Origin of the sequence: Enterobacter cloacae complex sp. BZL2005 (genome assembly GCF_049238885.1) — a bacterium.
Taxonomy (GTDB): domain Bacteria; phylum Pseudomonadota; class Gammaproteobacteria; order Enterobacterales; family Enterobacteriaceae; genus Enterobacter; species Enterobacter roggenkampii.
On the sequence record NZ_JBMKGI010000018.1, the window covers coordinates 43,000 to 61,910 of the forward strand.

The window sequence follows — 18,911 nt, forward strand, 5'->3', positions numbered from 1 at the left end:
GATAGAAACAGATTTGAACTTACGGGCAACTTTATAATGAAAAACGCTTTCCGAACGCTTGCCGTTCTCATCACGCTGTTTAGCTTGACTGGCTGCGGGCTGAAGGGACCACTGTACTTTCCGCCTGCGGATAAAACCGCACCGCCGCCGACGAAACCGGTTAACAGCGGCATTGAGTCTTCCACGCCAGATACTAACGACCGTGGCGACAACGGCGGCCCGACTCAGGTTAATCTCTGACGACAACGTTCTGTACCCGCGCAATGGAGCAAATGATGCAGTTCTCTAAAATGCATGGCCTTGGCAACGATTTTATGGTCGTCGACGCGGTAACGCAGAATGTGTTTTTCTCACCGGAACTGATCCGTCGTCTGGCGGATCGGCATCTGGGCGTGGGGTTCGATCAGCTGCTGGTGGTTGAGCCGCCGTACGATCCCGACCTCGATTTCCACTACCGTATTTTTAACGCGGACGGCAGCGAAGTGAACCAGTGCGGCAACGGCGCGCGCTGTTTCGCCCGCTTTGTCCGCCTGAAAGGGCTGACTAACAAGCGTGATATTCGCGTCAGTACAGCCAATGGTCGCATGGTGCTCAGCGTCACCGATGATGAGCTGGTGCGCGTGAACATGGGCGAGCCTAACTTCGAGCCTTCCGTCGTGCCGTTTCGCGCAAACAAAGCGGAAAAGACCTATATTATGCGGGCGGCCGAGCAGACAGTATTGTGCGGCGTCGTCTCTATGGGTAACCCACACTGCGTGATTCAGGTTGATGATGTGGAAACTGCCGCGGTCGAAACGCTCGGCCCGGTGCTGGAAAGCCACGAACGTTTCCCGGAGCGCGCGAACATCGGTTTTATGCAGGTGGTGAAGCGCGAGCACATTCGTCTGCGGGTTTACGAGCGCGGTGCGGGCGAGACGCAGGCCTGCGGAAGCGGAGCCTGTGCGGCAGTGGCCGTGGGCATCTCCCAGGGGTTACTGGCTGAAGAGGTTCGCGTGGAATTACCGGGCGGTCGGCTTGATATCGCCTGGAAAGGACCGGGTCATCCACTGTATATGACGGGCCCGGCGGCACATGTCTATGACGGGTTTATCCATCTATGAAACAACCAGGGGAAGAACTGCAGGAAACAGTGACGGAACTGGACGACAGAGCTGTTGTTGATTATCTGCTGCGCAATCCTGAGTTTTTTATTCGCAATGCACGCGTCGTCGAAGAGATGCGCGTGCCGCATCCGGTTCGCGGAACCGTGTCGCTGGTAGAATGGCACATGGCGCGCGCGCGCAACCACATCAGCCAGCTTGAAGAGAACATGACGCTGCTGATGGAGCAGGCCAGCACCAATGAAAGCCTGTTCTATCGTCTGCTGCATCTGCAGGCGCGTCTGGCGTCGGCGCACAGTCTTGACGAGTTCCTCAGCCGCTTCCACCGCTGGGCCCGCGAGCTGGGGCTGGCGGGTGCAACGATTCGTCTTTTCCCTGACCGCTGGCGCATCGGCGCACCGTCGGGATTTACCCATCTGGCACTGAGCCGTCAGGCGTTTGAACCGCTGCGCATTCAGCGTCTGGGCCATGAGCACCACTATCTGGGGCCGCTTAACGGACCTGAGCTGCTGGTCGTGTTACCGGAGGCCAAAGCGATTGGCTCGGTGGCGATGTCGCTGATGGGGCGCGATGGCGATCTGGGCGTCATCTTATTTACCAGCCGCGACGCGCATCACTATGAGCAGGGGCAAGCCACGCACCTGCTGCAGGAGATCGCCCTGATGCTGCCCGAGCTGCTGGAGCGCTGGATTGAGCGCGTATGACGGACGGACTGCTCGCCACTGACGTCTCGCGCTTTCTGCGCTATCTCGGCGTGGAACGCCAGCTTAGCCCCATTACGCTCCTTAACTATCAGCGTCAGCTTGATGCCATCATGCAGATCGCCGACGAGATCGGCCTGAAAAGCTGGCAACAATGTGATGCTGCGACGGTACGCGCGTTCGTTGTGCGTAGCCGCAAAAAAAATCTCAGCCCGGCAAGCCTGGCGCTCAGGCTCTCTGCGCTGCGCAGCTTCTTCGACTGGCTGGTCAGCCAGGGCGGCATAAAAGCCAACCCGGCAAAAGGGATCGCCACGCCGAAAGCGCCGCGCCATCTGCCTAAAAATATTGACGTTGACGACGTAAACCGCCTGCTGGATATCGATCTGAACGATCCGCTGGCCGTCCGCGATCGCGCGATGCTGGAGGTGATGTACGGTGCCGGGCTGCGTTTATCTGAACTCGTCAACCTTGATCTCAAGCATCTCGACCTGGAATCGGGCGAAGTGTGGGTAATGGGGAAGGGCAGCAAAGAGCGCCGCCTGCCGATTGGCCGCAATGCGGTTTCCTGGATTGAGCACTGGCTTGACCTGCGCGGGCTGTTTGGCACCGACGAAGATGCGCTGTTCCTGTCGAAACTCGGCAAGCGGATCTCGGCGCGTAACGTGCAGAAGCGCTTTGCGGAGTGGGGCATTAAGCAGGGGCTGAACAGCCACGTGCATCCCCACAAGCTGCGCCACTCTTTTGCAACACACATGCTTGAGTCGAGCGGCGATCTGCGCGGCGTGCAGGAACTGCTTGGCCACGCGAACCTGTCGACGACTCAAATTTATACCCACTTAGACTTCCAACACCTTGCCTCGGTGTATGACGCGGCGCATCCACGCGCCAAACGGGGGAAATAATGCGTTTTTACCGCCCACTCGGTCAGATCTCAGCCCTGACGTTTGACCTTGATGACACTCTTTATGACAACCGCGAGGTGATCCTGCGTACCGAGCAGGAGTCGCTGGCGTTTGTGCAGAACTACCATCCCGCGCTGAAGACGATGCAGAACAAGGACTTCCAGAAGCTGCGTCAGTCCCTGCGGGAGACCGAGCCGGACATTTACCACGACGTGACCGAATGGCGTCGTCGCGCGGTTGAGCAGGCGATGCTGAATGTAGGCCTGAGTGCGCAGGATGCCGCCATTGGGGCGGAAGCGGCCATGGAAAACTTCGCCAAATGGCGCAGCCGTATCGACGTGCCGCAGGAAACCCACGACACGCTGGCGACGCTTGCCGAAAAGTGGCCGCTGGTGGCCATCACCAACGGCAATGCCCAGCCGGAGCTGTTCGGCCTCAGCGATTACTTTGAATTCGTGCTGCGTGCGGGTCCTCACGGGCGCGCGAAGCCGTTCAGCGACATGTACCATCTGGCGGCGGATAAGCTTAACCTGCCGCTGGGTAAGATCCTGCACGTGGGGGATGACCTGACCACAGACGTGGCGGGCGCCATCCGCTGCGGCATGCAGGCCTGCTGGATCAAGCCGGAAAACGCTGACCTGATGATCGCCTCCGATAGCCGTCTTCTGCCGCACGTGGAAATTTCGCGGTTGGCATCCCTCACGACGCTGATATAATCACCAGTAATATTGTATAAATTACCAGGGTTTTGCTGTTGTAGGCCCGGTAAGCGAAGCGCCACCGGGCGTTTTGCTCTGTTCCTGAATACTATGTGACGGTGCCAATGGACGTTTCTTACCTGCTCGACAGCCTTAATGACAAACAGCGTGACGCGGTTGCCGCCTCGCGCACCAACCTGCTGGTGCTGGCTGGAGCGGGCAGTGGTAAGACGCGCGTGCTGGTTCACCGTATCGCCTGGCTGCAGAGCGTGGAAAACTGCTCGCCGTACTCCATCATGGCGGTCACGTTCACCAACAAGGCGGCGGCGGAGATGCGCCACCGCATCGCCCAGCTGATGGGCACCAGCCAGGGCGGGATGTGGGTCGGTACCTTCCACGGTCTGGCGCACCGTCTGCTGCGGGCGCACCACATGGACGCCAACCTGCCGCAGGATTTCCAGATCCTCGACAGCGAAGATCAGCTCCGTTTGCTGAAGCGCCTGATCAAGGCGATGAACCTCGACGAGAAGCAGTGGCCGCCGCGTCAGGCGATGTGGTACATCAACGGTCAGAAAGACGAGGGGCTGCGCCCGCACCACATTCAGAGCTTCGGCAACCCGGTCGAGCAGACCTGGCAGAACGTCTACAAGGCCTATCAGGAAGCGTGCGATCGCGCCGGCCTAGTGGATTTCGCCGAGCTGCTGCTGCGCGCTCACGAGCTGTGGCTCAACAAGCCGCACATCCTGCAGCACTACCGCGAACGCTTCACCAACATTCTGGTGGACGAATTCCAGGATACCAACAACATCCAGTACGCATGGATCCGCCTGCTGGCCTGCGATACCGGCAAGGTGATGATCGTGGGCGATGACGACCAGTCGATCTACGGCTGGCGCGGGGCGCAGGTGGAGAACATTCAGCGCTTCCTCAACGATTTCCCCGGCGCGCAAACCATCCGTCTGGAGCAGAACTACCGCTCAACCAGCAACATTCTGAGCGCGGCCAACGCCCTGATTGAGAATAACAACGGGCGTCTGGGTAAAAAGCTGTGGACCGACGGCGTCGACGGCGAACCGATTTCGATTTACTGCGCCTTCAACGAGCTCGACGAAGCGCGCTTCGTGGTCAACCGCATCAAAACCTGGCAGGACAACGGCGGCGCGCTGGAGCAGTGCGCCATTCTCTATCGCAGCAACGCCCAGTCGCGCGTGCTGGAAGAGGCGCTGCTGCAGGTGGGGATGCCGTACCGCATTTACGGCGGTATGCGCTTCTTCGAACGTCAGGAAATCAAAGATGCGCTCTCGTATCTGCGTCTGATTGCCAACCGTAACGACGACGCGGCGTTTGAACGCGTGGTCAACACGCCGACCCGCGGGATTGGCGACCGTACGCTGGACGTGGTGCGTCAGGCCTCGCGCGACCGTCAGCTGACGCTGTGGCAGGCGTGCCGCGAGCTGCTGCAGGAAAAGGCCCTTGCCGGACGCGCGGCCAGCGCCCTGCAGCGCTTCCTTGAACTGATTGACGCCCTGGCGCAGGAAACCGCCGACATGCCGCTGCACGTGCAGACCGACCGGGTGATTAAAGACTCCGGCCTGCGCACCATGTACGAGCAGGAAAAAGGCGAGAAGGGCCAGACCCGTATTGAGAACTTAGAGGAACTGGTCACGGCAACGCGCCAGTTCAGCTACAACGAAGAAGACGAGGACCTGATGCCGCTGCAGGCATTCCTCTCCCACGCCGCGCTGGAAGCGGGGGAAGGGCAGGCGGACACCTGGCAGGATGCGGTTCAGCTCATGACCCTGCACTCCGCCAAAGGTCTGGAGTTCCCGCAGGTGTTTATTGTTGGCATGGAAGAGGGGATGTTCCCGAGCCAGATGTCGCTGGATGAAGGCGGACGTCTGGAAGAGGAACGCCGTCTGGCCTACGTGGGCGTGACGCGAGCGATGCAAAAGCTGACGCTGACCTACGCTGAAACCCGCCGTTTGTATGGCAAAGAGGTCTATCACCGTCCGTCGCGCTTTATCGGTGAACTGCCGGAAGAGTGTGTCGAAGAGGTACGTCTGCGGGCGAGCATCAGCCGTCCGGTCAGCCATCAGCGCATGGGCTCGCCGATTGCGGAAACCGACACCGGCTACAAGCTGGGCCAGCGCGTGCGCCATTCGAAGTTTGGCGAAGGCACCATTGTGAATCTGGAAGGCAGCGGCGAGCACAGCCGCCTGCAGGTGGCGTTCCAGGGGCAGGGGATTAAATGGCTGGTGGCCGCCTACGCGAAGCTGGAAACAGTCTAACTTTCAGAAAAATATCATTATTTTGTAATAATCTGCTAGCCTTATACGTTGAAGGTCAATTAATGCCTTTCAGCGTTTCGTTGCGTGTTGACGCCACAGTTATAGCTGGCGTAACATGCGCGCACGATTACGCTAAGAGGACATTCGCCTTGGACACACCCAGTAGATACTGGCTCAATTCCCTGTCATCCAGGAACAACTCCTAAGGCTATCTCCTCTTGCTGATGGCCTTAGTGGTTGTCAGCGACTGCATTATTCCCGTCGCGCTGAGTCAGGCTGTTTAATGGTCTGAAACCCAATTTGTTTCTGTGTGCCCACCGAACTGTCCGATATTTTTTGCATTGGGAGTCCCGGTCATGTTGAGCGCATTTCAACTCGAAAATAACCGACTGACTCGGCTTGAAGCCGAAGAGTCACAGCCCCTCATTGATGCCGTATGGGTGGATCTGGTCGAGCCGGACGACGATGAGCGCCTTCGCGTACAATCTGAGCTGGGGCAAAGCCTGGCAACGCGCCCGGAACTGGAAGACATCGAAGCATCCGCCCGTTTTTTTGAAGACGAAGACGGCCTGCACATTCACTCCTTCTTCTTCTTCGAAGATGCCGAAGACCACGCGGGCAACTCCACCGTGGCGTTTACCATTCGCGACGGTCGTCTGTTTACCCTGCGCGAGCGTGAGCTACCGGCATTCCGCCTTTACCGCATGCGCGCCCGCAGCCAGGCGATGGTGGACGGCAACGCCTATGAGCTGCTGCTCGATCTGTTCGAGACCAAAATTGAACAGCTGGCGGATGAAATTGAAAACATCTACAGCGATCTGGAAAAGCTGAGTCGCGTGATCATGGAAGGCCATCAGGGCGATGAGTACGACGAAGCGCTCTCCACCCTGGCGGAGCTGGAAGATATCGGCTGGAAGGTGCGTTTGTGTCTGATGGATACCCAGCGCGCGCTGAACTTCCTGGTGCGCAAGGCGCGTCTGCCGGGCGGTCAGCTGGAGCAGGCGCGTGAGATCCTGCGCGATATCGAATCCCTGCTGCCGCACAACGAATCCCTGTTCCAGAAGGTCAACTTCCTGATGCAGGCGGCGATGGGCTTTATCAACATCGAGCAGAACCGCATCATTAAGATCTTCTCGGTGGTGTCCGTGGTGTTCCTGCCGCCGACGCTGGTGGCGTCCAGCTACGGGATGAACTTCGAGTTTATGCCGGAGCTGAAGTGGAGCTTTGGCTACCCGGGGGCGATTATCTTCATGATCCTCGCCGGGCTGGCGCCGTATCTGTACTTTAAGCGTCGTAACTGGCTTTGAGAATCCGCCCGGTGGCGCTACGCTTACCGGGCCTACAGATCTTGTAGGCCGGATAAGGCGCAGCCGCCATCCGGCAAAAAGGCCTACAGCCCTTTGCGCCCCCTGCGCTGGGTATAAATCGCATCCGCAACAAAGATCGCCAATGCCACCCAGATAAAGGCGAACGTCACCATCTTATCCGCACCCGGCACTTCGCCGTAAAACACCACTGCCAGCAGGAACATCAGCGTCGGGCCAATGTACTGGAAGAAGCCCAGCGTGGAGAGACGCAGGCGCGTCGCTGCACCGGTGAAGCACAGCAGTGGAATGGTGGTTACCACGCCCGCCGCCATCAGCATCAGGTTCAGCGACCACGGATTGCTGCCCATGTGGCTGGTTGGGCTGTCGGCGATGCCGAAGAGATAAATCGCCGCCACCGGCAGCAGCCACAGGGTTTCAAACAGCATCCCCGTCTGCGCTTCCACCGCAATCTTCTTACGCACCAGGCCGTAGAAGGCAAAGCTGAACGCAAGACCGAGGGCGATAATTGGCAGCGAGCCGAACGTCCACAGCTGCACCAGCACGCCGCAGAAGGCCAGAATCACCGCCACCCACTGCATCCGGCGGAAGCGCTCACCGAGGAAAATCATCCCCAGCACGATGTTCACCAGCGGGTTAATGAAGTACCCCAGGCTCGCTTCGAGCATGTGATGGTTATTCACTGCCCAGATAAACAGCAGCCAGTTACCGCCAATCAGCACGGCAGAGAGCGCCAGCAGGAAGATCTTCTTCGGGGTCTGCAGCAGCGTTTTGACGCCCGACCACTGACGGCTGAGGCTCATCAGCGCAATCATAAAGAAGAAAGACCAGATGACGCGGTGAGTGAGGATCTCATCAGCCGGAACGTAGGCGATTAGCTTGAAGTACGCCGGGGCGATACCCCAAATAAAATAAGCGGCAAGGGCGAGTAAAACGCCCTGCCGCGTCTGTTTAGCATCCATCGGGAAAATCCGTTACAAAAAAGTGAATCAATTTTACCCGATTTTGCCGCCTCAACCCACCATATAAGTGGCGGTTGCGCTGGCGATATAAACCTGTTCTTCGTTGTGTAATTCCACGCGCGCCACGGCAACTTTATTCCCGGCGCGCAGCAGGCTGCTGGTACAGGTGAAGCGGTTTCCGCGCCCCGGGCGAAGATAGTCGACGCGCAAATCAATGGTGCCCATGCGCGCCAGACGCTGGCGAAGTTCGTCTTCGTTGATGGTGTCATGGCGCGTCAACGTACTGCCCACGCAGACCAGTCCTGCCGCCACGTCCAGCGCGGAGGCAATCACGCCGCCGTGTAAAATACTTTGCGCCCAGTTCCCGACCATCATCGGCTGGTTATTGAAACTCAGCTGGGCAAAGTCTTTCTCGTAACGCTCCAGCTCCAGTCCCAGCGCGCGGTTAAACGGCATATGGTAAACAAATATCTCGCCCACGAGTTTTAACACTTCTTCGGCGGTAAGCATGGCTGACATGAGGCATCACATCCTTATTGTTAACGAAATGTTGATTTTATGCCTCAGCAACTAGGAATGCTACTTTCAGAAACGAGGATGCAGCAGTTGTCGCAGAAGTCTGTAGAATGTTCGCCACATAACTATTCAGGTAATTTTACTCTTTTGCAGGAGAACACCACCGATGCGGACGTATCTGGCCTGGTTACTGGCGGCGATTTCGCTGCCCCTCACAGCCTATGCGCAGGAAGCGACAATTAAAGAGGTGCATGATAAGCCTGCCGTGCACGGTAGCATTATCGCGAACCTTCTTCAGGAGCATGACAATCCGTTCACGCTCTATCCGTACGACACCAACTACGTGATTTACACCCAGACCAGCGACCTCAACAAAGAGGCGATAAGCTCCTATAACTGGTCTGATAATGCGCGTAAAGATGAGGTGAAGTTCCAGCTCAGCCTCGCGTTCCCGTTCTGGCGCGGCATTCTGGGGCCGAACTCGGTGCTTGGTGCGTCTTACACGCAGAAGTCCTGGTGGCAGCTCTCTAACAGCGGGGAATCCTCGCCGTTCCGCGAAACCAACTACGAGCCGCAGCTGTTCCTCGGGTTCGCAACGGATTATGAATTCGCCGGCTGGACGCTGCGTGACGTCGAAGTGGGCTTTAACCATGATTCTAACGGACGTTCCGATCCGACATCCCGTAGCTGGAACCGCGCCTATACGCGCCTGATGGCGCAGAACGGTAACTGGATGGTGGAGGTGAAGCCGTGGTATGTGGTCGGCAGCACTGATGACAACCCGGACATCACCAAATACATGGGCTACTACCAGCTCAAAGTCGGCTATCAGCTGGGCGATGCCGTACTGAGCGCGAAGGGGCAGTATAACTGGAATACAGGTTACGGCGGCGCGGAAGTGGGCTTAAGCTATCCTATGACGAAGCACGTTCGCATCTATACGCAGGTCTACAGCGGTTACGGCGAGTCGCTTATCGATTACAACTTCAACCAGACCCGCGTCGGCGTGGGCGTGATGCTGAACGATATTCTCTAGGTTGCTCGAATGTTTTTGCGTTAAACGTTGAAGTTTCTCTCTCAGGCGCTGAAAATAGCGCCTGTTTTATTTTTCGCATATGGGGTTAATGTGGCGCAGGCGGAAGTATTGAATCAGGAGTCGCTGGCTAAACAGGTTTTGCATGAAACCTTTGGCTACCAGCAGTTCCGCCCTGGCCAGGAAACCATCATTGAAACGGTGCTGCAAGGCCGTGACTGTCTGGTGGTGATGCCGACCGGCGGCGGTAAGTCCCTCTGTTATCAGGTGCCCGCGCTGGTGCTTAACGGCCTGACGGTCGTGGTATCCCCGCTCATTTCGCTAATGAAAGACCAGGTTGACCAGCTGCTCGCCAACGGCGTCGCGGCGGCCTGTCTGAACTCGACGCAAACCCGGGAGCAGCAGCAAGAGGTGATGGCCGGGTGCCGCACCGGGCAGATCCGCCTGCTGTATATCGCGCCGGAACGCCTGATGCTGGATAACTTCCTCGACCATCTCGCGCACTGGAATCCGGTTCTGCTGGCGGTGGATGAAGCGCACTGTATCTCCCAGTGGGGACACGATTTCCGCCCGGAATACGCCGCCCTCGGCCAGCTGCGTCAGCGCTTCCCCGAGCTGCCGTTTATGGCACTTACCGCCACGGCGGATGACACCACGCGCCAGGATATCGTTCGCCTGCTGGGGCTGAACGACCCGTATATTCAGGTCAGCAGCTTCGACCGTCCGAACATCCGCTACATGCTGATGGAAAAATTCAAGCCGCTGGATCAGCTCCTGCGCTACGTCCAGGAGCAGCGCGGCAAGTCCGGCATCATCTACTGCAACAGCCGCGCAAAGGTGGAAGACACCGCTGCGCGTCTGCAAAACCGTGGCTTTAGCGCGGCGGCATACCATGCCGGGTTAGAGAACCACATCCGCGCCGACGTGCAGGAAAAATTCCAGCGCGACGACCTGCAAATCGTCGTCGCGACGGTGGCGTTCGGGATGGGGATCAACAAGCCGAACGTGCGCTTTGTGGTGCACTTCGACATTCCGCGCAATATCGAATCCTACTATCAGGAGACCGGCCGCGCCGGACGTGACGGCCTGCCTGCGGAAGCGATGCTGTTTTACGATCCGGCCGATATGGCGTGGCTGCGCCGCTGTCTGGAAGAGAAGCCGCAGGGCCAGCTGCAGGATATCGAGCGCCACAAGCTCAACGCGATGGGCGCGTTTGCCGAAGCGCAAACCTGCCGTCGTCTGGTGCTGCTCAACTACTTTGGTGAAGGGCGGCAGGAGCCGTGCGGTAACTGCGATATCTGCCTGGATCCCCCAAAACAGTACGATGGCCTGATGGACGCGCGTAAGGCGCTCTCGACCATTTACCGCGTAAACCAGCGCTTCGGGATGGGCTACGTGGTGGAAGTGCTGCGCGGTGCCAACAACCAGCGTATCCGCGACATGGGCCACGACAAGCTGCCTGTCTACGGTATTGGCAAGGATCAGAGCCACGAGCACTGGGTCAGCATTATTCGCCAGCTGATTCATCTCGGCTTTGCTACGCAGAACATTGCTCAGCACTCCGCGCTACAGCTGACCGAAGCGGCGCGTCCGGTGCTGCGCGGTGACGTTGAACTGAAGCTCGCCGTGCCGCGCGTGGTCGCCCTCAAGCCGCGCGTGATGCAGAAATCCTACGGCGGCAACTACGACCGCAAGCTGTTCGCCAAACTGCGCAAGCTGCGTAAGGCCATCGCTGATGAAGAGAACATCCCGCCTTACGTGGTGTTCAACGACGCGACGCTCATTGAGATGGCCGAGCAGATGCCGCTCAGCGCCAGCGAAATGCTCAGCGTCAACGGCGTCGGTACGCGCAAGCTGGAGCGCTTCGGTAAAGAGTTTATGGCGCTCATCCGTTCCCACGTTGATGGTGATGATGAGGAGTAGTCAGCCGGGCGAAAAAGTGCCAGGATGATGACTTACTGAATTATTTCCCCGCGAGCTAATTATGTTAATGCTATTTCTCACCGTGGCGTTAGTGCACATCGTTGCGCTGATGAGCCCGGGACCTGACTTTTTCTTCGTGTCGCAAACGGCCGTCAGCCGCTCCCGCAAGGAGGCGATGATGGGTGTGCTCGGTATCACCATGGGCGTAATGGTCTGGGCGGCGGTTGCGCTGCTCGGTCTGAACCTGATCCTGGAGAAGATGGCCTGGCTGCATAACATCATTATGGTCGGCGGCGGGCTGTACCTGTGCTGGATGGGCTACCAGATGCTGCGCGGGGCGCTGAAAAAAGAAGAGAAAAAACCGGAAGAGCCAAAGGTCGAGCTGGCAACGGGCGGCCGCAGCTTTGTAAAAGGGCTGCTGACCAACCTGGCGAACCCGAAAGCGATTATCTATTTCGGCTCCGTGTTCTCACTGTTTGTGGGAGATAGCGTCGGTGCGGGCGCACGCTGGGGCATCTTCCTGCTGATCGTCGTTGAAACCTTTGCCTGGTTTACCATCGTGGCCAGTCTGTTCGCCTTACCGGCGATGCGCCGCGGCTACCAGCGTATTGCGAAGTGGATCGACGGCTTCGCCGGCGCGCTGTTCGCCGGCTTCGGCATTCATCTCATCATTTCTCGCTAAGCATGACGCGCTGACGCAAGCAGCGCGCCAACCAGCATAAACAGCGAACCAAAGACTTTATTCAGGGCCTTCATCTGCTTAGGCCCTTTAATCCACGCCGCAATCCGCTGCGCCAGCGTCGCGTAACCAATCATGACGATAATATCGACGATAATGGTGGTCGCGCCCAGCACTACGTACTGCATCACCTGCGGCTGATGCGGCACGATAAACTGCGGGAACAGCGCGGCGAGGAAAACGATGCTCTTCGGGTTGGTCAGGTTGACGAAAACCGCACGCTTAAACAGATGACCGCGGTTTTGCGTCTGAGCGAGCGTATTCAGGTTAATGGAGCCTGCCGCGCGCCACTGCTGGATGCCGAGCCAAATCAGATAGGCCGCCCCGGCCCATTTCAGCACTTCAAAGGCCAGTACGGAGCGGGAGAACAGGGTGCCCAGACCAATCCCGACCAGCACGATATGAATGCCCAGCCCGGTCTGCAAACCGGCAATGGACGCCGCCGCGCCGCGATAGCCGTGGTTGATGGAGGTGGTCATGGTGTTAATGGCGCCCGAGCCCGGTGAAAGGCTAAGGATGATGGATGTCAGCAGGTAAGCGAACCACCACTCGAAGGTCATTTGAAACTCCCGAATTGTCTGTTTTTATGCCACAATACGCTATTGTTGAGTCATTTTGTGACCGGTTACGAAAAAACGATATTCCTTGGCTTAGGTGAGTAGAAACCCAATGTTTCAGCAGAAAAAGGACTGGGAAACACGAGAAAACGCATTTGCTGCTTTCTCCATGGGGCCGCTGACCGATTTCTGGCGCCAGCGTGAGGAAGATGAGTTTACGGGCGTCGGCGATATTCCAGTACGCTTTGTGCGTTTTCACGACAAGAAAAATGACCGGGTCATTGTGGTCTGCCCCGGACGTATTGAGAGCTACATCAAATACGCCGAACTGGCCTATGACCTGTTCCATCTGGGCTTCGATGTGCTGATTATCGATCACCGCGGGCAGGGGCTGTCAGGGCGCCTGTTATCGGATACCCATCGCGGCCACGTGGATAACTTCAGCGATTACGTCGACGATCTCGCCGCGTTCTGGCAGCAGGAGGTCGAGCCAGGCCCCTGGCGGAAGCGCTATATTCTGGCGCACTCAATGGGCGGTGCGATTTCAACGCTGTTTTTACAGCGCCACGCTCACCAGTGCGACGCCATTGCGCTCACCGCGCCGATGTATGGCATCGTCATGCGCTTTCCTGACTGGATGGTACGCCATATTCTCGACTGGGCTGAGGGCCATCAGCGCATTCGGGAAGGCTATGCCATCGGGACGGGACGCTGGCGGGCGCTGCCGTTTGCGATGAACGTGCTGACGCACAGTCGCCAGCGCTATCGTCGTAACCTGCGTTTTTATGCCGATGAGCCCCGCCTGCGCGTGGGTGGCCCGACATATCACTGGGTACGGGAAGGTATCCTTGCCGGTGAGCAGGTGCTGGCTGGTGTCGACAACGACGACACGCCAACACTCCTGATTCAGGCGGAAGAAGAGCGTGTGGTGGATAACCGCATGCATGACCGCTATTGTGAACTGCGCGCTGCCGCCGGTCACCCTTGTGAAGGGGGAAAACCGCTGGTCATTAACGGCGCGTACCATGAGATCCTTTTTGAAAAGGACGCTATGCGCTCAGTCGCGCTCAACGCCATTGTTGAATTTTTCAACAGGCATAATTGATTTTTGTTTTCCACCAGAGGTTGAAATCCCTATGTACCAGGTTGTTGCATCTGATTTAGATGGCACGCTGCTTTCCCCTGACCACACGCTGTCGCCTTACGCGAAAGAGACCCTGAAGCTTCTGACCGCCCGTGGCGTGAACTTCGTATTTGCCACCGGCCGCCACCACGTCGACGTGGGGCAGATCCGCGATAATCTTGAGATCAAATCGTACATGATCACCTCCAACGGTGCGCGTGTGCACGATACCGACGGCAACCTGATCTTTACCCACAACCTGGATCGCGATATTGCCGCCGATCTGTTCGGCGTGGTGCACAACAACCCGGCTATCGTTACGAACGTTTACCGCGACGACGACTGGTTCATGAACCGCCACCGCCCGGATGAGATGCGTTTCTTCAAGGAAGCCGTATTCAACTACTCCCTGTACGAGCCAGGCCTGCTGGAGCCGGAAGGGATCAGCAAGGTGTTCTTCACCTGCGACAGCCACGAAGAGCTACTCCCGCTGGAACAGGCGATCAACGCCCGCTGGGGCGATCGCGTCAACGTCAGCTTCTCAACCCTGACCTGTCTGGAAGTGATGGCGGGAGGCGTCTCCAAAGGGCACGCGCTGGAAGCGGTCGCGAAACGTCTGGGCTTCGAGCTGAAAGACTGTATCGCCTTTGGCGACGGCATGAACGATGCTGAAATGCTGTCGATGGCGGGTAAGGGCTGCATCATGCAGAACGCGCATCAGCGTCTGAAAGATCTGCACCCGGAGCTGGAGGTGATTGGTTCTAACGCTGACAACGCGGTACCGAAATACCTGCGCAAGCTGTTCCTTGAATAATCTTCATTTGGTTGTTTATTGCTCAGTTGTCAACTAAAGAGTTCGCTACAATGCCTGTCCTTCTTTCTGAGAGACAAGCATTGTGGCGCTACTCATTATCACCACTATCCTGTGGGCCTTCTCCTTTAGCCTGATTGGCGAATACCTTGCCGGTTCGGTCGACAGCTACTTCTCGGTGCTGATGCGCGTGGGGCTGGCGGCGCTGGTGTTCCTGCCGTTTCTGCGCACGCGCGGGCAGTCGCTGAAAACGATTGTGCTGTATATGCTGGTGGGGGCGATGCAGCTCGGCATCATGTACCTGTTTAGCTTCCGGGCTTACGTCTACCTGTCCGTCTCGGAATTCCTGCTGTTCACCGTGCTAACACCGCTCTATATCACGCTGATCTACGATTTGCTTAGCAAGCGCCGCCTGCGTTGGGGATATCTGCTGAGTGCGGCGCTGGCGGTGATTGGCGCGGCAATTATTCGCTACGACAAAGTGAGCGATCACTTCTGGACCGGGCTGATGTTCGTCCAGCTCGCCAACATCAGCTTCGCCATCGGCATGGTGGGCTACAAACGCCTGATGGAAACCCGTCCGATGCCGCAGCATAACGCGTTTGCGTGGTTCTACATGGGGGCCGCGATCGTCGCGGTGGCGGCGTGGTTTATGCTGGGTAACCCGCAAAAGCTGCCTACCACCACCGTACAGTGGGGTGTTCTGGTCTGGCTGGGCGTCGTGGCTTCCGGGTTGGGGTACTTCATGTGGAACTACGGCGCGACGCAGGTCGACGCCGGTACGCTCGGGATCATGAACAACGTACATGTTCCTGCAGGGCTGCTGGTCAATCTTGCCATCTGGCAGCAACAGCCACACTGGCCAAGCTTCCTTATTGGGGGAGCGGTGATCCTGGCTTCGCTGTGGGTCCATCGACGCTGGGTCGCTCCGCGCTCCGCACAAACGGAAGATGGTCGCACGCGTGGTTCCGCGCTGAGCGAATAAACGCCTCCGTAATCGGCTGACGCTGCTCGCCATCGCGCACGGCGGCGTACAGCCGGCTCCACAGTCCTTCACCCAGGGTTTTGGTGACCACCAGGCCCTGGCGTTCAAAACTCTCCACCACCCAGTGCGGCAGCGCCGCGATACCCATGCTGGCCGCCACCATCTGAATCAACAGCAAGGTGTTATCCACGCTTTTCAGCTGCGGGCTAATGCCTGCGGGCTGCAGGAAGTGACGCCATATATCCAGACGACTGCGCTGCACCGGGTAAATCAGCAGCGTTTCCGTTGCCAGGTCTTCCGGCGTGATGCGCGTTTTGGTCGCCAGCGGATGGTCCGGTGCCAGCACCAGGCGCACCTCATAATCAAACATCGGCGAATAGTGCAGGCCGCTGCGCGGCAGAATATCGGACGTCATCACCAGATCCAGCTCGCCCTGCTGCAGCGAGGGCTGCGGGTCGAACGTCACGCCGGATTTAAAGTCCATCTCCACCTGCGGCCACTTCTGGCGGAAGTTCTCAAGCGCGGGGGTCAGCCACTGAATACAGCTGTGGCACTCAATGGCGATACGCAGCGTGGTCTGCTGCGGTTCGTTACACGCCTGCAGCGCGCTGGCGATCTGCGGCAGAACCTGATTCGCCAGCTGAAGCAAAATTTCGCCCTGCGGCGTAAAGCGCAGCGGCTGGCTCTTACGCACAAAAAGACGGAAGCCGAGGCGTTGTTCCAGATCGCTGAACTGGTGAGAAAGGGCGGACTGGGTCTGGTGCAGCGTGGCCGCCGCTGCCGCGAGCGATCCGCAGTTCCGCAACGCTTGCAGCGTTTTCAGGTGTTTTATCTCGATCATGAAAGTCCTTCACTTCGCCATGAACATTTTGCGCTTGAGGAATATACAGTACCTGCCAATTATAGAAGTGTAAACATCTGGACGTCTAAATAACGAATTTCACAAGGGGCATACCATGACAATCCGCAATCACACTCTCGGTTTCCCTCGCGTTGGCCTGCGTCGCGAGCTGAAAAAAGCGCAAGAAAGCTACTGGGCGGGGAACGCCACCCGTGAAGAACTGCTGGCGGTGGGGCGCGAGCTGCGCGCCCGGCACTGGGCGCAGCAGAAGCAGGCGGGGATTGACCTGCTGCCGGTGGGCGATTTCGCCTGGTACGACCATGTTCTGACGACCAGCCTGCTGCTTGGCAACGTGCCGGCTCGTCATCAGAACAACGATGGATCGGTAGATATCGATACCCTGTTCCGCATCGGCCGTGGCCGTGCGCCAACGGGTGAGCCAGCGGCAGCGGCGGAAATGACCAAATGGTTTAACACTAACTATCACTATATGGTGCCGGAGTTCGTAAAAGGGCAGCAGTTCAGGCTGACCTGGACGCAGCTTCTGGATGAAGTGGACGAAGCGCTGGCGCTGGGCCACCAGGTGAAACCCGTACTGTTGGGGCCAGTGACCTATCTGTGGTTGGGGAAAGTCAAAGGCGAGCAGTTCGATCGTCTGAGCCTGCTGAAGGACATTCTGCCGGTCTACAAACAGGTGCTGATTGAACTGGGCAAACGCGGCATTCAGTGGGTGCAAATCGACGAGCCCGCGCTGGTGCTTGAGCTGCCGCAGGTTTGGCTTGATGCTTTCAAACCGGCTTACGATGCACTCAACGGGCAGGTGAAGCTGTTGCTTACCACCTACTTTGAAGGTGTGACGCCGAACCTCAGCACCATCACCAGATTGCCGGTGCAGGGTCTGCACGTTGACCTGGTGCACGGCAAAGATGACGTCGCAGAACTGCACAAGCGCCTGCCAGCAGACTGGCTGCTCTCCGCCGGTCTGGTCAACGGCCGTAACGTCTGGCGCGCCGATCTGACCGAGAAATACGCGCAAATTAAAGATATCGTTGGCAAACGTGAGCTGTGGGTGGCCTCGTCCTGCTCGCTGCTGCACAGTCCGATCGATCTGAGCGTGGAAACCCGTCTCGACCCTGAAGTAAAAAGCTGGTTTGCCTTCGCCCTGCAAAAATGTGAAGAGCTGGCGCTGCTGCGCGATGCGCTGAACAGCGGCGACACGGCGGCGATTCGCGAATGGAGTGCACCAATCCAGGCGCGCCGCCACTCGGCTCGCGTGCACAACCCGGCGGTAGAAAAACGCCTGGCGGCCATCACCGCCCGGGACAGCCAGCGCCATAGCCCGTATGAAGTCCGCGCCGAAGTCCAGCGCACCCGCTTCAACCTGCCCGCGTGGCCAACCACCACTATCGGTTCCTTCCCGCAGACCACCGAAATCCGCGGCCTGCGTCTGGACTTCAAAAAGGGGAATCTGGATGCGAATCACTACCGCACCGGGATTGCCGAACACATCAAGCAGGCGATTATCGAGCAGGAGCGGCTGGGGCTGGACGTGCTGGTGCACGGCGAGGCCGAGCGTAACGACATGGTGGAATACTTCGGTGAACACCTGGACGGGTTCGTCTTTACCCAGAACGGCTGGGTGCAAAGCTATGGCTCCCGCTGCGTCAAGCCGCCGGTGGTCATCGGTGACGTCAGCCGCCCGGAGCCGATCACGGTTGAGTGGGCGAAGTACGCCCAGTCCCTGACCGACAAGCCGGTAAAAGGCATGCTCACCGGTCCGGTGACCATCCTTTGCTGGTCCTTCCCGCGTGAGGACGTGACCCGCGAGACCATCGCGAAGCAAATCGCGCTGGCGCTGCGTGATGAAGTGGCGGATCTGGAAGCTGCAGGCATAGGCATCATCCAGATTGACGAACCGGCCCTGCGCGAAGGTCTGCCGCTGCGCCGCAGCGACTGGGATGCCTACCTGAAGTGGGGCGTGGAGGCGTTTCGCATCAATGCCGCGGTGGCGAAGGACGACACCCAGATCCACACCCACATGTGTTACTGCGAATTCAACGACATCATGGATTCGATTGCCGCGCTGGACGCTGACGTGATCACCATCGAGACCTCGCGTTCAGACATGGAGCTGCTGGAGTCGTTTGAAGAATTCGACTACCCGAACGAAATCGGTCCGGGGGTGTACGACATCCACTCTCCGAACGTGCCGAGCGTGGAGTGGATTGAGTCGCTGCTGAAAAAAGCGGCCCAGCGCATTCCGGCAGAGCGTCTGTGGGTTAACCCGGACTGCGGTCTGAAAACTCGCGGCTGGCCGGAGACGCGTGCCGCGCTGGCGAACATGGTGAAGGCGGCGCAAAACTTGCGTCAGGCTTGATGATGCGTAGGCCCGGTAAGGCGTAGACGC

Annotated in this window: 19 protein-coding genes; 15 read left to right on the forward strand and 4 right to left on the reverse strand. The window is 58.3% G+C overall.

From position 1 onward, the window contains the following. Nucleotides 1-36 precede the first annotated feature (36 nt). The 8 genes from lptM (at nucleotide 37) to corA (ending at nucleotide 6,996) form a co-directional block, all read left to right on the forward strand. Nucleotides 37-240 carry an LPS translocon maturation chaperone LptM gene (gene lptM, locus ACOTXI_RS21505; protein ID WP_021242847.1) on the forward strand — a complete coding sequence of 68 codons (204 nt, stop codon included), beginning with the start codon at nucleotides 37-39 and terminating at the stop codon, nucleotides 238-240. A gap of 35 nt (nucleotides 241-275) precedes the next feature. Continuing rightward, nucleotides 276-1,100, forward strand: a complete 825-nt coding sequence (gene dapF / locus ACOTXI_RS21510) for a diaminopimelate epimerase (RefSeq protein WP_008501545.1) — start codon at nucleotides 276-278, stop codon at nucleotides 1,098-1,100. Continuing rightward, entirely contained in the window at nucleotides 1,097-1,804 is a 708-nt protein-coding gene (locus ACOTXI_RS21515; protein ID WP_008501544.1) for a DUF484 domain-containing protein, read from the forward strand. The genes dapF and ACOTXI_RS21515 overlap by 4 nt, the downstream gene beginning before the upstream one ends. Continuing rightward, complete coding sequence (gene xerC, locus ACOTXI_RS21520; protein WP_008501543.1) at nucleotides 1,801-2,703, forward strand: tyrosine recombinase XerC; 903 nt, start codon at nucleotides 1,801-1,803, stop codon at nucleotides 2,701-2,703. The genes ACOTXI_RS21515 and xerC overlap by 4 nt, the downstream gene beginning before the upstream one ends. Next, nucleotides 2,703-3,419, forward strand: a complete 717-nt coding sequence (gene yigB / locus ACOTXI_RS21525) for a 5-amino-6-(5-phospho-D-ribitylamino)uracil phosphatase YigB (RefSeq protein ID WP_023293565.1) — start codon at nucleotides 2,703-2,705, stop codon at nucleotides 3,417-3,419. Before xerC ends, yigB begins: the two co-directional genes overlap by 1 nt. Before the next feature lie 107 nt (nucleotides 3,420-3,526). Beyond that, nucleotides 3,527-5,689: a DNA helicase II gene (gene uvrD, locus ACOTXI_RS21530; RefSeq protein ID WP_058653882.1), complete on the forward strand. Its 2,163-nt coding sequence runs from the start codon at nucleotides 3,527-3,529 to the stop codon at nucleotides 5,687-5,689. Between the two features lie 149 nt (nucleotides 5,690-5,838). Then, complete coding sequence (gene ysgD, locus ACOTXI_RS21535; RefSeq protein ID WP_212743980.1) at nucleotides 5,839-5,895, forward strand: YsgD/CorL family protein; 57 nt, start codon at nucleotides 5,839-5,841, stop codon at nucleotides 5,893-5,895. 150 nt (nucleotides 5,896-6,045) lie between these two features. Continuing rightward, a complete protein-coding gene (corA, locus tag ACOTXI_RS21540; protein ID WP_008501540.1) occupies nucleotides 6,046-6,996 on the forward strand; it encodes a magnesium/cobalt transporter CorA in 951 nt (316 codons plus the stop codon). A gap of 83 nt (nucleotides 6,997-7,079) precedes the next feature. On the opposite strand, the gene rarD is transcribed toward corA, so the two are convergent. Both rarD and yigI read right to left on the reverse strand, forming a co-directional pair. Beyond that, nucleotides 7,080-7,976 carry an EamA family transporter RarD gene (gene rarD / locus ACOTXI_RS21545; protein ID WP_008501539.1) on the reverse strand — a complete coding sequence of 299 codons (897 nt, stop codon included), beginning with the start codon at nucleotides 7,974-7,976 and terminating at the stop codon, nucleotides 7,080-7,082. A 51-nt stretch (nucleotides 7,977-8,027) separates the two neighbouring features. Further along, a complete protein-coding gene (gene yigI, locus ACOTXI_RS21550) occupies nucleotides 8,028-8,495 on the reverse strand; it encodes an acyl-CoA thioesterase YigI (RefSeq protein WP_008501538.1) in 468 nt (155 codons plus the stop codon). Nucleotides 8,496-8,658: 163 nt separating this feature from the next. Between yigI and pldA the strand changes: the two genes are divergently transcribed. From pldA to rhtC, 3 genes are all read left to right on the forward strand, one after another. Next, the gene (gene pldA / locus ACOTXI_RS21555) at nucleotides 8,659-9,528 is read left to right on the forward strand and encodes a phospholipase A (RefSeq protein ID WP_008501537.1); all 870 of its coding nucleotides are present in this window, start codon (nucleotides 8,659-8,661) and stop codon (nucleotides 9,526-9,528) included. A 90-nt stretch (nucleotides 9,529-9,618) separates the two neighbouring features. Further along, nucleotides 9,619-11,448, forward strand: a complete 1,830-nt coding sequence (gene recQ / locus ACOTXI_RS21560) for an ATP-dependent DNA helicase RecQ (RefSeq protein WP_008501536.1) — start codon at nucleotides 9,619-9,621, stop codon at nucleotides 11,446-11,448. Nucleotides 11,449-11,509: 61 nt separating this feature from the next. Beyond that, nucleotides 11,510-12,130 (forward strand): threonine export protein RhtC, encoded by a 621-nt coding sequence (gene rhtC / locus ACOTXI_RS21565; RefSeq protein WP_008501534.1) that lies wholly within the window; start codon nucleotides 11,510-11,512, stop codon nucleotides 12,128-12,130. On the opposite strand, the gene rhtB is transcribed toward rhtC, so the two are convergent. Further along, nucleotides 12,127-12,747: a homoserine/homoserine lactone efflux protein gene (gene rhtB / locus ACOTXI_RS21570; RefSeq protein ID WP_008501533.1), complete on the reverse strand. Its 621-nt coding sequence runs from the start codon at nucleotides 12,745-12,747 to the stop codon at nucleotides 12,127-12,129. The genes rhtC and rhtB overlap by 4 nt on opposite strands. Before the next feature lie 109 nt (nucleotides 12,748-12,856). Between rhtB and pldB the strand changes: the two genes are divergently transcribed. From pldB to ACOTXI_RS21585, 3 genes are all read left to right on the forward strand, one after another. Next, the gene (gene pldB, locus ACOTXI_RS21575; RefSeq protein ID WP_008501532.1) at nucleotides 12,857-13,849 is read left to right on the forward strand and encodes a lysophospholipase L2; all 993 of its coding nucleotides are present in this window, start codon (nucleotides 12,857-12,859) and stop codon (nucleotides 13,847-13,849) included. A gap of 31 nt (nucleotides 13,850-13,880) precedes the next feature. Further along, nucleotides 13,881-14,681, forward strand: coding sequence for a sugar/pyridoxal phosphate phosphatase YigL (gene yigL / locus ACOTXI_RS21580; protein ID WP_021242854.1), 801 nt, complete (start codon nucleotides 13,881-13,883; stop codon nucleotides 14,679-14,681). Between the two features lie 82 nt (nucleotides 14,682-14,763). Next, nucleotides 14,764-15,663 carry a carboxylate/amino acid/amine transporter gene (locus ACOTXI_RS21585; RefSeq protein ID WP_008501530.1) on the forward strand — a complete coding sequence of 300 codons (900 nt, stop codon included), beginning with the start codon at nucleotides 14,764-14,766 and terminating at the stop codon, nucleotides 15,661-15,663. Here ACOTXI_RS21585 and metR read toward each other — a convergent pair. After that, nucleotides 15,551-16,504 carry an HTH-type transcriptional regulator MetR gene (gene metR, locus ACOTXI_RS21590; protein ID WP_008501529.1) on the reverse strand — a complete coding sequence of 318 codons (954 nt, stop codon included), beginning with the start codon at nucleotides 16,502-16,504 and terminating at the stop codon, nucleotides 15,551-15,553. The genes ACOTXI_RS21585 and metR overlap by 113 nt on opposite strands. A 115-nt stretch (nucleotides 16,505-16,619) precedes the next feature. Between metR and metE the strand changes: the two genes are divergently transcribed. Further along, the gene (metE, locus tag ACOTXI_RS21595) at nucleotides 16,620-18,881 is read left to right on the forward strand and encodes a 5-methyltetrahydropteroyltriglutamate--homocysteine S-methyltransferase (protein WP_058653883.1); all 2,262 of its coding nucleotides are present in this window, start codon (nucleotides 16,620-16,622) and stop codon (nucleotides 18,879-18,881) included. Nucleotides 18,882-18,911 lie beyond the last annotated feature (30 nt).